Origin of the sequence: Butyricimonas paravirosa, assembly GCF_032878955.1 — a bacterium.
In the GTDB taxonomy this organism is placed as follows: domain Bacteria; phylum Bacteroidota; class Bacteroidia; order Bacteroidales; family Marinifilaceae; genus Butyricimonas; species Butyricimonas paravirosa.
Window position 1 is genome coordinate 122,814 of sequence record NZ_CP043839.1, and the last position, 18,074, is coordinate 140,887.

Here is an 18,074-nt window from a genome sequence, read left to right on the forward strand (position 1 = left end):
ATGAGAAAGATTTTATTTTTACTTGTAGGACTGTTGGCATATTGTCAGGCAGAATCACAAAACAGGGAAATTGAGTTTGAAAAGTCCACTTTGCAGGATGCGTTGAATAAGGCTACTGCCGCGGGAAAAATGGCTTTCGTGGATTGTTACACGGAATATTGCGGCCCTTGTAAGACAATGGCGGCGTTGGTTTTCACGTTGGATAGTGTTGCCGACTTTTTTAATTCCAATTTTGTAAATGTTAAATTGGATATGCTGTCGGAAGATGGGAAACAATATGCGGATAAGTACAAAATCGGGGCCTATCCTTCTTTCCTACTTTTGAATGGTAAGGGTGAGTTGCTTTATAAGTTTGTCGGGGGAAAATCGGCTGATGTGTTTATGGCCGAAATTAGAAAGGGGATGAAACCTGATAACCGGGTGAAATCAATGGATGATACTTATGCCACGGGCAAGTATTCCAATGATTTTTTACGGGAGTACGTGCAGTTGAAATTGCAGTTGCTTGAGAAAGGGGAAAGCCTTAGATTGGGGAAGGAGTATTTCGATAAAATTTCGCCAGAAGAACGTTTACAACCGGAGAACTGGTTCTTGTTTGCGGATAGAACATTGGGAGGGGTCAATAGTACGAATATGCGATACTTGCTTGAGCATTGGCAGGATTTCGTGAGGGTACAAGGAGAAGAAAAAGTGTATGAACGAATTACGGCTCTCTACCGGGATATGACGGAATGGGTATTACAAGGTTGGTATTTCCGGGATTTTGAACGTAATCCGGATGATTTCGTGTACTATCGGCAACGGATTTCGGCAATTCCTCTGCCTTGTCAGAATGATTACTTGGTTATGATGGACGTGGCGAAAGCAGTTGTATTAAATGATTCCTTGAAGGTTCGGGGACTTCTGGAAGATCATGTTGCCGATTTTAGCAATGAAAATCAACAAATCATGTTCGGTGGGATGGGATGGTTCCCTTCCTATAACGGGGTATATCATGAACAGTTATTGGAAATTGCCCGAAAGGTGGTTCAAGGTGGTTCAACCTCTAATTTGGCCAACTATTTAAAGACTTTACTTAATCCGGATGAGGCATACGTGGGCGAGAAATATGACGTGCAGAATCTGAAGGATAAGATCGGTTCCACGATGATTGTACCTTTCTTTCACCCGACCAAACCATTGTTTTGGTACTCTTACGAGAACCAACCGGGCGAGAGAGCGTATTATGCCTATGATCCGAAGGAGGGGAAACGAGAGGTATATAACTACCGGATTATAGATAGTTTGGTCCGGGAGATGTTGCCAGGGGAAGAAGAGAGAATATATTATAACCCGGAATTTGATGATAATGGGTTGGTGGCTAAATTAGAGGTCGGGGGAAAGATATTCGTGTATGATGCCAAGAATAAGGCTTTGATTCCTTCTGAACGCAAAAAATATCCTTCTATTCGTCCGTATGGGGTTTCTCCCGATCTGAGATACGAGCTGATCGTGAAAGAGTATAATCTTTGGTTGGAAGATAAAGAGCAAAAAAAACAGGTACAACTGACTTTTGATGGGGATAAAGATTACGAGTTTGAAACGGCAAATACCGAATGGTTGTCGGATGACGGGACTTTTTATCTTACAAGAGAAGATAAACGAAATATCCGGACGTTTCCTCTGGTGTATTCACTTCGGGAACCGGCACCGACAGTCAGCGAGTACAAATACGAATTACCGGGAGATACCGCTGTTTTAAAACAGGAGTTGTTTATCGGGAACGTGAAGACGGGGATGTTTAAAAAGGTGGATGTGGTGAAATGGCGGGGGCAACTATTGGAAGTGCTGAAAGTGGCAGATGTACAGGATCGGGTCTTTTTCATCCGTAAAAAAGGGACCCGAAATGAATTTGAATTATGCTCGGTCGATGCGAAAACAGGGGAAGTAAAGGTGATTTTGCATGAAGTGAGTAAACCATATCTGAATGAAGAGTTATTTAGTTGCCGGGTGTTGAATGGAGGAAAGGATATTCTTTTGTGGTCCGATCGTTCTGGATGGGGACATTATTATCACTATGATGGTAATGGCAAGTTGCTGAATTCGGTGACTTCCGGGGAATGGACAGCGGGACGCATAATGAAGATTGACACGGTGAAAAAACAGATTTATCTGTACGGGTTCGGTAAGGAAAAGGGGAGAAACCCGAATTATACTTATTTGTATCGTGTGGGTTTTAATGGAAAACGATTGACCTTGTTAACCCCTGAAAATGCAACACATAGCACGTTTGTTCATCTGGGAGGAGGTCTGATCGTGGATAATTTTTCCCGTATAGACACGGTACCACAAATTTCCGTACGTGATATAAACGGGCGCTTGCTGACTGTTTTGGAAAAAGCAGATGTTTCTCGTTTGTTGGCGTATGGTTGGAAGTATCCGGAACAGTTTACCGTGAAGGCGGCTGACGGGAAAACGGATCTTTACGGAATTATGTGGAAACCTTATGATTTTGATCCTAGCAAGAAATACCCGATCGTGTCGCAAGTATATCCGGGGCCACAAACGGAAACCGTGTGGACGGATTTTACCGTGCTGGATCGTTATAATAACACGGCTTTGGCACAAAAGGGGATTATCGTGGTGTGTTTCGGACATCGGGGCGGTTCTCCCTTCCGGGACAAAGCGTACGCTACCTACGGGTACGGGAATTTACGGGATTATGCGTTAGCGGATGACAAGGCGGGATTGGAACAATTGGGACGTAAATATTCTTTTATTGATACGAATCGGGTAGGTATTTTCGGACACTCGGGGGGTGGTATGATGGCTTTTGCTGCAATCTGTACTTATCCTGATTTTTACAAAGTGGCTGTGGCCTCATCGGGTAATCACGATAATCGTATTTATAATCGTACGTGGGGAGAGACTTATCAAGGAATCGGGGACGATTATAAGTTTACCGTGAAAACGAATCAGAAACTGGCAAAATACTTGAAAGGTCGTTTACTTCTGGTGACAGGAGAGGTGGATAATAACGTGCATCCGGCTAACACGTACCGGGTGGTGAACGAGTTGATTTTGCAAGGAAAGGATTTCGATTTGTTGATCTTACCGAATCAAGGCCATGCTTTTGAAGGACCTTATAAATCTTATTTCGAAAAGAAGAAAAGGGATTATTTCACGAAATATTTACTGGCTGAATAAATTGTAATACGAATCGTGTAAGTGTGAAAGGAGATTTCCGGTAAAGCGGATTTCTCCTTTTTTAATATCGTGGGAAAGAGAGGTTCTTGAAATAATTCTATCTTTGCAGCGTCAAATTCAGATGGTCATTATGGCAAGAAAAGAAATTACATATATTCCCTCGGCAGAGGTTTGTTCGAAAGAGATTCATATCGTGTTGGAAGACGATGTGATCGTGGAAGTCGGTTTCAAGAAGGGATGTGCCGGGAATACGCAAGGGGTGGCGGCCTTGTTGAAAGGAATGAAAAAAGATGAGGCCATCCGTCGGTTGCGGGGAATATGCTGCGGACGAAAGTCAACTTCATGTCCCGATCAGTTGGCCCAAGCCTTGGAGAATATGGCGTAATTTAATCGTGTTTCTACCGATATAATTGGCAGAACGTTGAACAAAGCCGAGATAAAGACGACACAAAGCTGAGATACAGCCGAGTTGTGTCGTCTTTATTTTTTTTGATGTCTTGGATGTGCATCGCCTAAGCCCTAAACAGGGATAAATAAGGGTAGAAAATAGTACCGTTTTCTATTTCAGGTATTCTATAAAGTGTAAGTAAGACGTGTGGTAATATTTATTCAAAACTATACTTTATGGAAGAATCAATTGTTAAGGTAGAGCATTTATCTCATCGTTACAGTGTACAATGGGCGATTCGGGATATTAATTTTGAGATAACGGAAAACGGTATTTACGGTTTATTGGGTTCTAACGGGGCGGGTAAATCGACGACGATGAACATTATGTGCGGGGTGTTGAAACAGACGGAAGGGGAGGTTTTCATCAAGGGTGTAAGTATGAGAGAGAACCCGGTGGAGGCCAAGCGCTATATCGGTTTTTTACCCCAGAAACCACCCCTGTATAATGATTTGACCGTGGAGGAATTTTTGGCTTTCACGGCTAATATTCGTCGTATTCCCACGGGAGAGGTGGCCGAGGCGATTAAGGTGGTGATGGGACGATGCGGGTTAAGCCATTTCCGTAAACGGTTGGTGCGCAATTTATCGGGAGGGTATCAGCAACGTTTGGGGATAGCCCAAGCGATTATTCATAACCCGGCATTTGTCGTGCTGGATGAGCCGACTAACGGACTGGACCCGAATCAGATCGTGGAGATTCGGCATTTGATCAAGGAGATTGCCGAGGAACGTACGGTGATTCTTTCCACGCATATCTTGTCGGAAGTGCAGGCTACGTGTGATTATATCCGGATGATCGAGGAAGGACAGGTCGTTTTTGCCGGAACGGTGGAAGAGTTTGATAATTATATCGTACCGAACACGATATTCGTGAGCTTGGCATCGGCCCCGCCAGTGGACGAGTTGAAGATGCTTTCCGGTGTGGAGGATGCGGTGAGTATGGGAGGCATGGATTACCGGGTGAACTTTTCGGATTCCCGGGAGGCGATTACCCAGATCGTGGAGGCGAGTGTGACCCGGAATTGGCAATTGTTGGAGATACGTATGGAGAAGAGTTCCATGGATAGCGTGTTTGCCGAATTGTCGGCCAAGAGTAAGAACCGCTAAAAAGGAGAGCTTATGAAAATGATATTCAAGATAGCGAAGACGGAGTTACAGTCTTTGTTTTATTCACCAATTGCTTGGTTGCTTTTGGTGGTGTTTGCTTACCAGGTTGGGATGATTATGTCCGGGATGCTGGAAGATATTGTAGTTCGGCAGGCCATGGGATACGAATCGTGGAGAGTGACTAGTATTTTCGGGCAACTTTTCGGGAATGTACAGGGAACCCTGTATTTTTATATTCCCTTGCTCACGATGAACATGATTAGCCGGGATTTGAGTGGCGGGACGATCAAGTTGCTGCAATCGGCTCCTTTGCGTAATGCCGAAATCGTGTTGGGTAAATACTTGGCATTGATGATATTCGGGTTGGCCATGATGGGTATTTTGTTGTTTTACGTACTTTTTGGGGTATGTACGATTCAAAATATAGATTTTCCTTACGTGTTGACGGGAATGTTGGGGCTTTACCTGTTGCTGTGTGCATATGCGGCGATTGGTTTGTTCGTGTCCAGTTTGACTTCTTATCAAGTGATGGCGGCTTTCGGGACGTTGTTTATTTTGGCCATGTTTAATTACGTGGGTGGCGTGTGGCAGGATTACGAGTTTGTGCGGGATATTACTTACTGGTTGTCTATACGGGGACGGACGGAAGAATTTATTTACGGGTTGATTTGTAGCGAGGATGTGTTGTATTTCCTGATCGTGATTTTCCTGTTTTTGACATGGACGGTTTATCGGCTCATCAATCGGGTACAGAAACGGAGCTGGACTACTCGCTGGGGAATTTATCTGGGCGTGTTTTTGGTGTCGATTATGTTGGGGTACATGAGTTCCCGTCCGGCATTGATGGCATATCATGATTCTACCCGTACCAAGAGTAATTCATTGAGTAAAAGTAGTCAGGAGATCGTGGCGTTACTAGATGGAAAGGTGAAAATCACGACTTACACGAACTTATTGGATAAGGATTTTTGGAGTACTTTGCCCAATCATATTAATTTCGATAAAGAAACTTTCCGTCCTTATGCACGTTTTAAGCCGGATCTGAAAATCAGATATGTTTATTTCTACGATAATGCGAATAATTCGGAACTGGATGAACAGTATCCTGATATGAGCGACGAGGAGCGGGCAAAGCAAATTAGTGAAAGCTACGGTGTGCCCTTCTCTATATTCTTATCCCCGGAAGAGATGCGGAAGATTGAAGATTTGAGTGCCGAGGGAAACAAGACGATCCGTGTCATTGAACGGGAGAATGGCCAGAAGGCATATCTACGTTTCTATTTCCAAGGAGGTTGGAAGGATTCACCGGGAGAAGCCGAGATTTCGGCTGCGTTCAAGCGGTTGGTATCAGATGTACCTACGATCGGTTTTCTTGCCGGACATGGCGAACGGAATATTTATCGGGAGGGAGATCGGGAATACAAGCGGATTTCCAGTGATAAAAACTCCCGCTCGTCGATGATTAACCAAGGATTTGATATCGAGGAGGTTTATTTAAATGCACCGCTTCCGGATAGTATCAGTATTCTAGTCATATCCGAGTTAAGATCTCCTTTATTGGCAGAAGAGATGGATCATTTGCAAGAGTTTATTAACCGGGGAGGTAACCTTTTTGTTCTGGGAGGTCCCGGACGGCAGGAATTGATGAACCCGATTATCGAACGGTTTGGGGTACGTTTCATGCCGGGTCAATTAGTACAACCGACCCCGTTACTCCAAGCGGATTTGATTCAGGCTATCCCGACGGATGAAGGTGTAGTATATTGGTCGGATTTGGATTTTATCCGAAAGACAGAAGGCTGCGTGGCCATGCCGGGGTGCGTGGGCTTGGAATATACCAAAACAGACGGAATAACATTTACACCGTTACTTTCAACGGATACGACGGGTTGTTGGAATAGAATCGTGTCAACGGATTTCGTGCGGGATTCCGTTCGGTATACTCCTGAAACGGGTGATCAAGCAGGAACTTTCACGACAACCTTAGCATTAACCCGTGAGGTGAATGGTCAAGAACAACGGGTTCTTATTGCCGGAAACACGGATTTCCTTAGTAACGGGGAATTTGCAATGGGACGACGAGAGGTTAGGAATTTTAATGGAATGTTGAAGCATGCCGCTTTTTATTGGTTGTCGCATGAAGAGCTACCAGTGAATACATCAGGAGCTGAACCTATCGATCGGAAATTGTATATCAGCGAGGCTGCCATGGAAGTCTGGTCTATCGTGTTCATGATCGTGATACCTGTTCTCCTTGCTCTTGCCGGGATCATTATATGGGTGCGTCGCCGCGGCCGTTAATCTTTAAAAGTTTATTTTATGAATATGATATATAAAATAGCAAAGACCGAGTTGCAGATGTTGTTCTACTCGCCTGTAGCCTGGTTGGTTTTGATTATATTTACGTTTCAATCGGGGATGATTTTCTCCGGGATGATTGAAATGATCGAACGGGAGCAAGCCATGGGCTATGATACGATATTTATCAGTGCTTCGCTTTTCAATCGCCTGTTCTATAATATACAGGATTATCTTTTCCTTTATATCCCTTTGTTGACGATGGGATTGGTTAGCCGTGATTTGGCAGGGGGTACGATTAAGTTACTGCATTCTTCGCCCATGACGAATTCACAGATCATTCTGGGAAAATTCCTTTCCATGATGATTTTTGCCCTGTTGTTGGTGGGAATCTTTGTGCTTTACGTGATTTACAGCCTGTTCGTGGTGGAAAACTTTGACCTATGCTATATTCTTACCGGGATATTGGGTATTTATTTGCTGATATGCACGTATGCCTCGATCGGTCTGTTCATGTCAACGATTTCCTCTTACCAGATCATCGCGGCGGTGGGAACCTTCGTACTTCTGACGTTCTTAAACTTCGTGAGTGGAATTTGGCAGGATATTGATTTCGTGCGGGATATAACCTTCTGGTTATCGCTTCGGGGACGGGCAGAAAGTTTCACGGGAGGATTGATCTCCAGCGAGGATATGATTTACTTCATCATGGTTCCGGGAATGTTCCTTTGGTTCTCGATCATTAAACTATCGTCTCGGGTAAGCCATGCTTCCAAGGGACGGAATGCCATGAAATACGTGGGAGTCTTCCTCGTGGTGGCTGTTGTCGGTTATCTGAGTTCCCGCCCTCATCTGATGGGATATGTTGATACGACCCGGGAAAAGAGCCGTACGCTCACCCCGAATAGCCAGGAAATCGTTAAAAAACTGGAGGGTGGTCTGACAATCACAACCTATAGTAACCTGTTGGATGATGATTTCATGAAAGCCATTCCTCGTTATCAGAATTACGATAAGGGCAATTTCCGGGAATACGTTCGTTTTAAACCGGAGATCAAGATGGAATACGTGTACTATTACGACTCGGTTCAAAACACAAAAAGAAGGGGATTTCTATCTGATCTTCCTTTAGAAAAAAGAGCCAGACAGATTGCACACTCCTATAAAATCAAGTTTTCGAGGTATTTAAGTCCCGATCAGATCAAACAGATCATTGACTTAACTCCGGAGGATAATCGCTTTGTCCGTCAAGTGACCCGGGAAAGTGGCGAGAAGATGTTCCTGCGACAATTTGATGACATGCGGCGTGACCCTTCCGAGGCAGAGATTTCAGCCGCCTTTAAACGGATGGTCATGGAACTGCCCACGGTTGGATTCCTGACCGGACACGGGGAACGGGACATGAATCTTTATCGAGACCGGGATTATGCCTGTTTCGCCCGTGATAAACGTTTCCGCTATGCTCTCTTGAATCAAGGATTTGATGTGCAGGAAGTGAACCTGAACGAGGACATCCCGACCGTAGTTAATATTCTGGTCATTGCCGACATGGCAAAACCCCTCACCGGAGAAGAGATGGAACGTCTACAGCGATATATAGACCGGGGAGGTAACCTGTTTATCGTGGGTGATCCGAATAGCCGGGACTACATGAACCCGTTGACTCAGCTCTTCGGTGTGGAACTCATGGAAGGAGTACTGGTCAAACCGACGGAGAACTTCCAACCTGATTTGGTGATGTCCCGACCGACGCCCGGAGCATTAGAGCTATCGTATTTCTACGAGACAATGGATAACTGGAAAATGAGTGCCGTTATGCCGGGGGCTGCCGGATTGAAATATACTGAGGACAAGGGATTCAAGGTGACCCCGGTCTTGCAGGCCGATACCCTTGGCGTGTGGAACGAGTTGGAAACGATAAACTTTATCGACGACACGGTTCGCTTTAACCCGGCAGTCGGGGAGATAGAACAACTATACACGACGGCAGTGGCTCTGTCCCGTCCGATGGGAGATCGGGAACAGAAGATCGTGATACTGGGGGACGCGGATTGTATCAGCAACGTGGAACTCTTTAAATCCCGTGAAGAAGTCGAGTCTGGTAATTTCTACATAATCTTGGGTTCCTTCTCGTGGCTTTCAGACGGGGAAGCTCCTGTAGATGTGCGTCGTCCGAAGTCGATAGACAATCGTTTGTTCTTGGGAAAAACCGGAGTAAAAGTCACGGATATACTATTCAAGTGGTTTATCCCGATTGCTCTACTGATCGGTGCGATTTTCGTGTCCATCAGAAGAAGGGGAAGATAATTTCCTTGGAAAAGTAGTACCAATTTGTATTTCAAGTATTCTTTAGATAGTTATGAGTATAGATAGCATACATATCATATTGGATTTGATTCTAAAATCCTGGGCAGGAACGCTCACGCAACCCGAAGAGGAGCGCTTGGACGAGTTGTTGGAAGATCCGGAGTGGGCACAACTGAAACGGGATCTGGAAGATGATCGTTTTATCATGGGACGTTTTAAAGAATACGAGAAATACGATAAGATTGCCGATTTTTCCTGTTTCTTGAAACGAATCCGGAAACATAAGAAACGGAGAATCTTGACCACGAGCGTGCGTCGTACGATTTACGTGGCAGCCTCCTTGCTTGTCTTTATCATGGCTGGTGGCGTGTGGTGGTCGGAGCGGACGACGGTGGATTTTCCTAAAGAGAATCTGGAAGTCGTGATCGAGACAACCATCGACCGGAGTAGCGTTCGTCTAATCCTAGGGGATAATCAAATGATCCCGTTGACTCATAAAAACGAGGCTACCGTGTTAGATATGAGAGGAATATTACATTCTGAGGGTCTGAGAACCTTGAACTACAAGTACGTGAAGAACGATACCTTGGAAAGCGTGGTCGAATACCACACGCTGATCGTACCCAAAGGAGAGAGGCAGAAAGTCATTTTCTCTGATAGCAGCTGGGTCGTGCTGAATGCACAGTCAACAATGAAATATCCGGTGGCTTTCCGTGGGGAAGAGCGAAAAGTATACGTGGAAGGAGAGGCCTACTTCGAGGTGACAAGAGACGAGGAACACCCGTTTATCGTTTCGGTCAAGAATTTTGACGTGCGGGTTCTGGGAACCAGCTTTAACGTGATGAGTTATGATGATGAATTCGCATCGAGTGTTACCTTGTTAACCGGGCAAGTGGAAACCACTTCCGGGCGTGATACGGTTCGGTTGCTACCGGGCGAGCAAGTGTCGATAACAAGTGATAACCGGATGACGGTTCAAAAAACAGATATAAATGTCGTAGTGTCATGGATGGATGGAAAATTCGGTTTTAGTAACGAAAGACTGGATGTGATCATGAGGAAGATTTGTCGTTGGTACGATGTAGAAGTACTGTATGCGGTTCCGGGAATTAGAGAGCGTCGTTTCACCGGGGCGCCTGCCAGTACTATGCCGTTGAAAGAGCTGTTGGAGGCATTAAGTACCACGACAAATCTACAATTCTCCTTGAGGGATGGAATGATAACCATTAAACAAAATTAGAGCACGCAAGAAATTAACATTTAAACATGAATTGATAGAATCATAGGTATTCTAAATGGGAGAAGTATACCTGCTAACTAATCTACAAACCGTGGTGAAACCCGTGCGGGAGATTGTAATGGGATATGATGTCAAGCAAGGTTTCACCCTTATGAAAATTAAAACTGATCTATATGAAAAAGAAGAAGTCTAATCTATCTGCAAAACGCGGGAGAGTCGGCACGTTGTTGATGCTGGTGATCCTGTTGCAGTCCTTTGGAATCGGAGTCAGTCGGGCACAGTCGAACGATGAACCGAGATTGACCGTGGAGTTCAGCGAAGCTCCTTTTATAGACGTGATCAATTACATCAAACGTCACACGAAACTTGATTTCCTTTTCAATAACGAGGAAATCCAGAAGATTCCGGCCGTGACACATGCTTTCAAATCTGTTCCTGCCTCACAGGTACTTCAAGCTTGTTTGGAAGGAACGGAATATACTTTCCGCTTGTTTCAGAACATGATCGTGATCCAAAAGCGGCAGAAGACCTTAGAGCCCGTTACCGTCCGGGGAAAAGTGTTGGATGAGAGGGGAATGAGTCTGCCCGGAGCCACGGTGATCGTGAAGGGAACCAGCATCGGGGGAAGTACGAATGACCAAGGAATGTTCGTGTTCAGTCTACCCAAGATGGATACGATCTACTTGTTGGTAAGCTTCGTCGGTATGGAGACCCAAGAGGTTGCGATCACGAACTTTACGCGGGAAGTAGTGGTGCGCATGAAATCTGACACGAAAGAGGTGGAAGAAGTGGTCGTGACCGGTTACGGTAATGTCCGGAAAACGAGTTTTACGGGTAATTCCGTGACTGTTTCTAGGGATGAATTACTGAAGGTTTCTAAAACCAACGTCATGAAAGCCTTGGAGGTATACGATCCATCGTTCCGTGTGAAGACCAATAACCAATGGGGTTCCGACCCGAACGCCTTGCCGGAGATGCAGATCCGGGGACAATCGAGTATTGGGGTGAAGGATTTGGACCGTAACACGCTCTCTAAATCAGCTTTGGAAAATAATCCCAATCTGCCGATCTTCATCATGGATAATTTCGAGACCACGATACAAAAAGTGTATGATATGGACCCGAACCGTATCGAGAGTATAACCATTCTCAAGGATGCGGCGGCGACAGCATTGTACGGTTCCCGGGCAGCCAATGGCGTGGTGGTCATCACGACGGTAGCCCCCAAATCGGGGGAAGTGCGGGTGACTTACAACATGGTCGGGACGATTTCAATGCCTAACTTGAATGATTATAACCTGATGAATGCCCGTCAGAAACTGGAGGCAGAAGTGGCATCCGGAATGTACGAGGCCGAAGGAGAGGATTTTTGGTTTAAAAAAATAAGAATAGAGGAGTACCAGGGGAAACTGAAAAACGTGCGGGAGGGAGTGAACACCTATTGGTTGGCGAAACCCTTGCGTACAGAATTTAATCATAAGCATAGTTTGTACCTGGAAGGGGGAAACGAGGAATTCCGTTACGGAATTGATTTAGGGTATAATAACGAGAATGGGGTCATGAAAGGATCTTACCGGGATCGTATCGATGCTGGATTCTCGATTTATTACACGACCTCAAAAGTACAGGTGAGTAATTATATCAGTTATGGTGTGACCAAAGAGAAGGAATCTCCTTACGGGGAATTCTCGCAATATACCAAGATGTTACCTTACGAGCGCTACAAGGATGATGACGGTAAAATGTTGCGTATTTTACAATGGTCGCGGGTACTGGATTTCGAACCGTACAACCCGTTATACGAGGCCGATTTGGGTAATTATGACAAGGGACAAACTAACGTGCTGGTTGAGAACTTGAGCGTGAATTGGTTTATCAAGCCTACTTTCTGGGTAAAAGGAGAGTTGGGCATCAGCCATTCCACGGGTAAACGGGAGGCTTTTATTGATCCTTTGTCCGTTAAAAATAATCTGGAATATGGTGATGACCGGACTAACGTGGGGAGTTTAACTTTAACGAACACGGAATACACCTCGTGGGAGGGGAAACTGGCTATTTCCTATAATGAATCGATCAATAGTCATAACATCAATGTCGGGGGTGGATTGGAAGTAAAAACGACACGCAGGCGCACGAATACCGGAACTTATAAAGGGTTTCAGTCTGCCGAGTTTTCTTCACCCGAATTTGCCCGGTCGATGCCTTATAAACCTAATTTCCAAGAAGTGCAAACTCGTCTATTCGGTATGTTCGCCCGTTTGAACTACTCTTATCAGGATATATACCTTCTGGATGCATCTCTTCGAATTGACGGTTCTTCCGAGTTCGGTTCCGACAAACGTTACGCTCCTTTCTTTTCAGGAGGTTTGGGATTGAATATTCACAAGTACGCATTCATGGAGAAATACGGTTTTGTCAATCATCTTAAAATACGGGGTTCCTTCGGGCAAACGGGTAAGGTGAATTTTGCACCATACGCGGCAGTTCCTACTCACGAGATTGATATTGACGAATGGTATGTTTCCGGTCCGGCGTCAAGTTTGATGACGACCCGCGGAAACCGGGATCTGAAATGGGAAAAGACCAATAAATTCGACGTCGGTTTTGAGTTGGGTTTATTGAAGAATCTACTTTACCTTGAATTTTCATGGTATAATGAAATCACGAACGGCCTGATCACCGATGTCACGTTGCCGAGTTCCACGGGGTTCAGAACGTACAAGAGTAACATGGGAAAGGTCGAGAACAAGGGGTTCGAGATCCAGTTTCGGAGTGACTTGCTTAGTACTGCGGATTGGTACGTGGCTGTTTTTGCCAATTTAGCACACAATACGAACAAGATAAAGAAAATATCCGATGCCTTGAAGGCTTATAATGATGCGGTGAACGAGTATTACAACCAAGAAATCGAAAGTCTCTGGGACAAGGACAATCCAAATTTGAACCGGGTGATGACGAAATACGAGGAAGGGCAATCCCTTTCTGCGAAGTACGGGTTGAAATCCTTAGGGATAGACCCTGCAAACGGGCAGGAACTTTACGTGTACCGGGATGGGACGGTGAGCTACGATTGGATAGCCACCGAGATGCGAAATATCGGGGATGAAATGCCTTGGGGTACCGGTTCTTTCGGCGTGAATTTACGGTGGAAAAACATCACGTTCAGTACCAGTTTCCTGTATGAATTTGGTGGCGATTTCTATAACGAGACGCTGATTGACAAGGTGGAAAATGCCAAGATTGAGGAATATAACGTGGATCGTCGTGCAATGAGCCAACGTTGGAAGAAATTCGGGGATGTCGTCATGTATAAGGATATTAAGGATAACAGGCAGACCACCGATCCGACTTCCCGTTTTATGCAGCGGAATAACGTGTTGAGTTGGAATTCCATGACGATTGGTTACGAGTTGGACCGGGAGATGTTGAAACGGATCGGGATCGAGAATATCCGGATTGAAGTCGGAACGAACGATCTGTGGCGGCTTTCCACGGTGAAGGCTGAAAGAGGTTTAAGTTACCCGTATGCAAATTCGGTAAACTTTTCCGTGAATGTTAGATTCTAATCGAATTAAATTTGTGATTATGAAAACAATAAGATATATCATGGGATTCTTCCTATTTTTTGCCTTGACTTCCTGTAATGATTGGTTCGAGGTAAGCCCGGAAACCCAAGTGAGTAGTGATGACCTGTACGAGAAGGGAAACGGTTTCCGGATGCAGGTGAACGGTTTGTATAAAAGTCTGGGGAGCAGTAGTCTGTATGCCCAGGAATTGACGTGGGGTTTTCTGGATGTTCTAGGACAGTATTATGTCCGGCAGAATTTGGATAATGCCTACCAAGAGGTGAATGATCGCCAGTACGAAAATGCCAATGTCCTGTCGATAATCGACGGAATTTGGTCGGGGATGTACAAGGTCATTGCCGATTGTAATAATATTATCGAACACGTGGATAAAGCCTCCAACAGTATTTTCGAGCTTGGTGAACCCGAACGGTTGAAAATACGGGGAGAGGCTCTTGCCGTGCGGGCATTTGTACATTTCGATTTGCTCCGACTTTTTGCCCCGGCTCCCACGGTGAATGAAAATGGCTCGTGGATTCCTTACGTGACTAGCTCGGAGTCCGTGATTAATAATAAATTGACTGTAAAACAAGTGTTGGAGAACGTGGAGCGTGATTTACTGGAGGCTCACACGTGTATGGTCCCGTGGGATTCAGCCATTGTTTATAGTGATTATTATAACGAGGAAGTTATCCGGATGTGGCATATCATGGAACGTTTTTGGACGGATTGGAATACCGAGAGTGAAATCGCGGAATTCTTCGGTCACCAACGTTCTCGTCTGAACATGGCGTCCATACGGGGAATGTTGGCACGCGTGTATTCCTATATGGGAGAGAAAAAGAAAGCGTACGATGCTATCGAGGAGGCTTTCGCGATGGGCGGTAAGTGGGAACCGTGGGGCTTTGAAGACATGGACTGGATTGAGCCGGGGCATGGTCGCCTGTTGAGTGACGTGGTTTTTAATGTTTACAATACCCGTGCGGGAGATATAAATGCCCCGTTTATGACGGCCGAGCGACCGCTTTATATACGTAATGTTTATGATTTGTTCCCGGCACAGCACCAGATTGACGGGCGATTTGAACGCTTGCTCAGTATGTTGAGCGGAAATTACTTGTCTATCAAGAGTAAAAAAGGGAATAATGATGTTGCATATCTTCCTATTTTACGCAAGAGTGAATTGTATTACATCAAGGGTGAGTACTTGGCATCTATCGGGCAAGTAAGTGAGGCCGTGGATTTGCTACGAGAAATCAGAAGTTCCCGGGGTGATATTTCTATGGATGACTTGAACACGATCACCACGGAAATGGGGTATATCGAGGCGATGTTGACAGATGCCCGGAAGGAATTTATCGGTGAAGGACAATCTTTCTATTTGTTCAAGCGCTTGAACCTGCCTGTTTTTGACGGGCTACAAAATGTTGATTTCCGGAACCTGTACACGTTGCCTGTTCCTAAAAGCGAAGAAGTGGTCTTTTAGAATTTGTAAACCTAAAAAAGTAAATTGAGATGAGATACATAATTATAATTCTCGTGGCCATATGCGTTTTTGCGGCTTGTTCCGAGGATAAGTTCACGACTTACGATTCGACGAGGTACTTGTACTTCGCGAAGGGAATAACGGCCGATAGTATTACCGAGTCTTTTTTCTTTTACCCGGACGAGACCACGCATGATATTCGGTTGGAGTTATTATTTGCCGGTGACCCGGTGACAGAGAACATGACCTACCGGATTGAAGTAGATGAGAGCTTGACTACTGCCGTAAAGGGAACGGATTTCGATTTCGAATCCGAGAGGACATGGCAGGCAGGCGAGGAACGTGACACGCTCGTGTTGAAATTGATCAAAACGGCAAAATTGGATAACCAGATGTTCCGGGTAGTTTTGAAAGTCTCTCCGACAACTGATTTCGAAATCGGACCGACAAAAAATGCACGTAGTCAGCGGATTGCTTTTACCTCGAAGGCGATAGCTCCGGCTTGGTGGGATGCCCATATCGCACGTTATTACCTGGGTGATTATAGTGATGCTAAATATGCGGAATTTATCGAGGCTACCGGCATTAGTGATATGACTAATTTTGGTCCTACCGAATTAAGGTATTACGCTTTGAAGTTGAAATACCACTTGCTGGAATTGAAAAATGCCGGAACTCCGGTCATGGATGGAGACGTGGAAATGAGTGTTCCTATTGTTGGATAATTAAAATGAATGTCATGAAGATACATAAATATATATGGTGTGCGGTTGTGATGTTTTTCCTTTACGGCTGTTTTGACGATAAGGGAAATTATGACTACACGGGGATTCCTGAGGTGAAAGTTCTCGGTTATATCACGAACGAGGAAGAGCTTGGGAGTTTCTGGGCTTTAACGGTAGGTGACGTGGTGGAGGTCGAACCTATTCTTGAATACACGGGTGATTCCACGGCTCTCGCTTTGAAATTCGAGTGGATTGCCGAGAATGGGACTACCGATGAGTTGAAAACGATCGGGTTCGGCAAGAAGTTGGTTTGGGAGACGGATATGGGTGGTTTCATAAGGATTTCCCTGTTTATTACAGACACGGTGACAGGTTATCAAATCATTCATGAAGAATTAGCCATGTGGCCAACGAATAGTGAATCGACATCAGAGGCGTGGATGGTGCTTTCCGAGGTGGATGGCAAGGCCTGTTTCTCCATACTTGAAGACGTGAGTAGTTGGGAGGGGGATAATTACGTGTATCGTTTCCGCGAAATGTTGAATTATTACCCGACGCAGAATGAGGGGCAGGAACTGGGTGGTCGTCCGGTGAAGATCATGAACCATTGGTTGGCAGGTGGAAGTACGTCAGCCCCCGGAATGTTACTTCTTCTTCAAAATGGGGGTATTGGCCCAGTTTACATGGGAAATCAGGATTATCGTCGGGCGCTTTACTTGAAAGATGATTTCATGAATGGTGTGTTACCTAACGTGAACTTCAAGGATGCAGTGGCGAATTCAAAGTGTCATGTTCTACTCTCTGAAGATGGGGGGGTATATTTGAAAGCGGTGGAAAATCTGGATGTATGGTTCACGGGTAAATACATTGATGTTCCTGCCACGATAGAAGGAGGAATGAAAATTGATCGTTTGATACGGATGTCTTACTCCGGGGATATTACGGGAACTTTTGCTCTTGATGTTCTGCATGATCGTTTGCTTTATATTCAGAATGAGAATGATTTGGAATACGAGGGAGTTTGGGGGGATGCGAATGCGATTACTGAAGTGTTTACTGAACCTGTCAATGGAATAACTCTCGCTTTGAATGACTTAAAAGATATAGACATTCTTTATTGTGGTTCTTACGTGGGAAAAGTCGAGTCGGAATCGGGTCGTCCAAGGAATACTGCCGACGTGTTTATGCTTTACAAGGATAACCGGGCAGGGAGTGCGAACGTAGGGCAATATTGTATCTATACCTTCCTGTTTGCTCGAGATTATGATTTGTGGATAAACAAGGCGACACCCAAGATTGAAAGGGCTTTCCCGGCGGCTTTCCAATATGCGATTCATGAAGATGGCCAATTCTTTGTTTCTCCCAACGGGCAATATGAATTTCTGTTCTTTAGTTCCGGGGTGAATGACAGCGAGTTGTGGGGATATATATTCCGGGGAACGGGAGGAACGGATCCGGTGAAGTTGTTTGATTTTGGTGGACGGAAGATTACCCGGATCTCATCGACAGAATCAGGAAGTGGGGGAGGTGCGATGGGGATGGATTTAACCGTGGCGCTTGAAACCGGGGAAATATATATGTTCAACGTGAATAACTCTCATTTTGGCACGGGTATAACCCCGAAGTGGATGTCAACCAAGAGTTATGGCAAGATTATCGATATACGGTATGATGGTCCGGCTAAACATGCAATATAGGATTTAAGGAGT

Annotated in this window: 11 protein-coding genes; all 11 read left to right on the forward strand. The window is 45.1% G+C overall.

The window, feature by feature from the left end:
- Positions 1-3,186, forward strand: a complete 3,186-nt coding sequence (locus tag F1644_RS00470; protein WP_118302477.1) for a prolyl oligopeptidase family serine peptidase — start codon at positions 1-3, stop codon at positions 3,184-3,186.
- A gap of 130 nt (positions 3,187-3,316) precedes the next feature.
- Entirely contained in the window at positions 3,317-3,571 is a 255-nt protein-coding gene (locus F1644_RS00475) for a TIGR03905 family TSCPD domain-containing protein (RefSeq protein WP_118302864.1), read from the forward strand.
- A 239-nt stretch (positions 3,572-3,810) separates the two neighbouring features.
- Positions 3,811-4,743, forward strand: coding sequence for an ABC transporter ATP-binding protein (locus F1644_RS00480; protein WP_118302475.1), 933 nt, complete (start codon positions 3,811-3,813; stop codon positions 4,741-4,743).
- Between the two features lie 12 nt (positions 4,744-4,755).
- The gene (locus F1644_RS00485; RefSeq protein ID WP_118302473.1) at positions 4,756-7,044 is read left to right on the forward strand and encodes a Gldg family protein; all 2,289 of its coding nucleotides are present in this window, start codon (positions 4,756-4,758) and stop codon (positions 7,042-7,044) included.
- Between the two features lie 18 nt (positions 7,045-7,062).
- Positions 7,063-9,348 carry a Gldg family protein gene (locus F1644_RS00490; RefSeq protein ID WP_118302471.1) on the forward strand — a complete coding sequence of 762 codons (2,286 nt, stop codon included), beginning with the start codon at positions 7,063-7,065 and terminating at the stop codon, positions 9,346-9,348.
- Between the two features lie 52 nt (positions 9,349-9,400).
- A complete protein-coding gene (locus F1644_RS00495) occupies positions 9,401-10,588 on the forward strand; it encodes a FecR family protein (protein WP_118302469.1) in 1,188 nt (395 codons plus the stop codon).
- A 55-nt stretch (positions 10,589-10,643) separates the two neighbouring features.
- Positions 10,644-10,781: a hypothetical protein gene (locus F1644_RS00500; protein WP_158571829.1), complete on the forward strand. Its 138-nt coding sequence runs from the start codon at positions 10,644-10,646 to the stop codon at positions 10,779-10,781.
- Entirely contained in the window at positions 10,762-14,154 is a 3,393-nt protein-coding gene (locus tag F1644_RS00505; protein WP_118302467.1) for a SusC/RagA family TonB-linked outer membrane protein, read from the forward strand. Before F1644_RS00500 ends, F1644_RS00505 begins: the two co-directional genes overlap by 20 nt.
- A 19-nt stretch (positions 14,155-14,173) precedes the next feature.
- Positions 14,174-15,640: a RagB/SusD family nutrient uptake outer membrane protein gene (locus tag F1644_RS00510; RefSeq protein WP_158571830.1), complete on the forward strand. Its 1,467-nt coding sequence runs from the start codon at positions 14,174-14,176 to the stop codon at positions 15,638-15,640.
- Positions 15,641-15,669: 29 nt separating this feature from the next.
- Positions 15,670-16,365, forward strand: coding sequence for a DUF4843 domain-containing protein (locus F1644_RS00515; RefSeq protein WP_087420163.1), 696 nt, complete (start codon positions 15,670-15,672; stop codon positions 16,363-16,365).
- A 14-nt stretch (positions 16,366-16,379) separates the two neighbouring features.
- Positions 16,380-18,062: a PKD-like family lipoprotein gene (locus F1644_RS00520; protein WP_158571831.1), complete on the forward strand. Its 1,683-nt coding sequence runs from the start codon at positions 16,380-16,382 to the stop codon at positions 18,060-18,062.
- The last annotated feature ends 12 nt before the right edge of the window (positions 18,063-18,074 follow it).

Bases quoted from the DNA above. Each gene is read 5' to 3' on its own strand.
- F1644_RS00510 (WP_158571830.1), top strand. From the start codon at position 14,174: ATGAAAACAATAAGATATATCATGGGATTCTTCCTATTTTTTGCCTTG.
- F1644_RS00500 (WP_158571829.1), top strand. From the start codon at position 10,644: ATGGGAGAAGTATACCTGCTAACTAATCTACAAACCGTGGTGAAACCC.
- F1644_RS00475 (WP_118302864.1), top strand. From the start codon at position 3,317: ATGGCAAGAAAAGAAATTACATATATTCCCTCGGCAGAGGTTTGTTCG.
- F1644_RS00470 (WP_118302477.1), top strand. From the start codon at position 1: ATGAGAAAGATTTTATTTTTACTTGTAGGACTGTTGGCATATTGTCAG.
- F1644_RS00490 (WP_118302471.1), top strand. From the start codon at position 7,063: ATGAATATGATATATAAAATAGCAAAGACCGAGTTGCAGATGTTGTTC.
- F1644_RS00480 (WP_118302475.1), top strand. From the start codon at position 3,811: ATGGAAGAATCAATTGTTAAGGTAGAGCATTTATCTCATCGTTACAGT.
- F1644_RS00485 (WP_118302473.1), top strand. From the start codon at position 4,756: ATGAAAATGATATTCAAGATAGCGAAGACGGAGTTACAGTCTTTGTTT.
- F1644_RS00495 (WP_118302469.1), top strand. From the start codon at position 9,401: ATGAGTATAGATAGCATACATATCATATTGGATTTGATTCTAAAATCC.
- F1644_RS00520 (WP_158571831.1), top strand. From the start codon at position 16,380: ATGAAGATACATAAATATATATGGTGTGCGGTTGTGATGTTTTTCCTT.
- F1644_RS00505 (WP_118302467.1), top strand. From the start codon at position 10,762: ATGAAAAAGAAGAAGTCTAATCTATCTGCAAAACGCGGGAGAGTCGGC.
- F1644_RS00515 (WP_087420163.1), top strand. From the start codon at position 15,670: ATGAGATACATAATTATAATTCTCGTGGCCATATGCGTTTTTGCGGCT.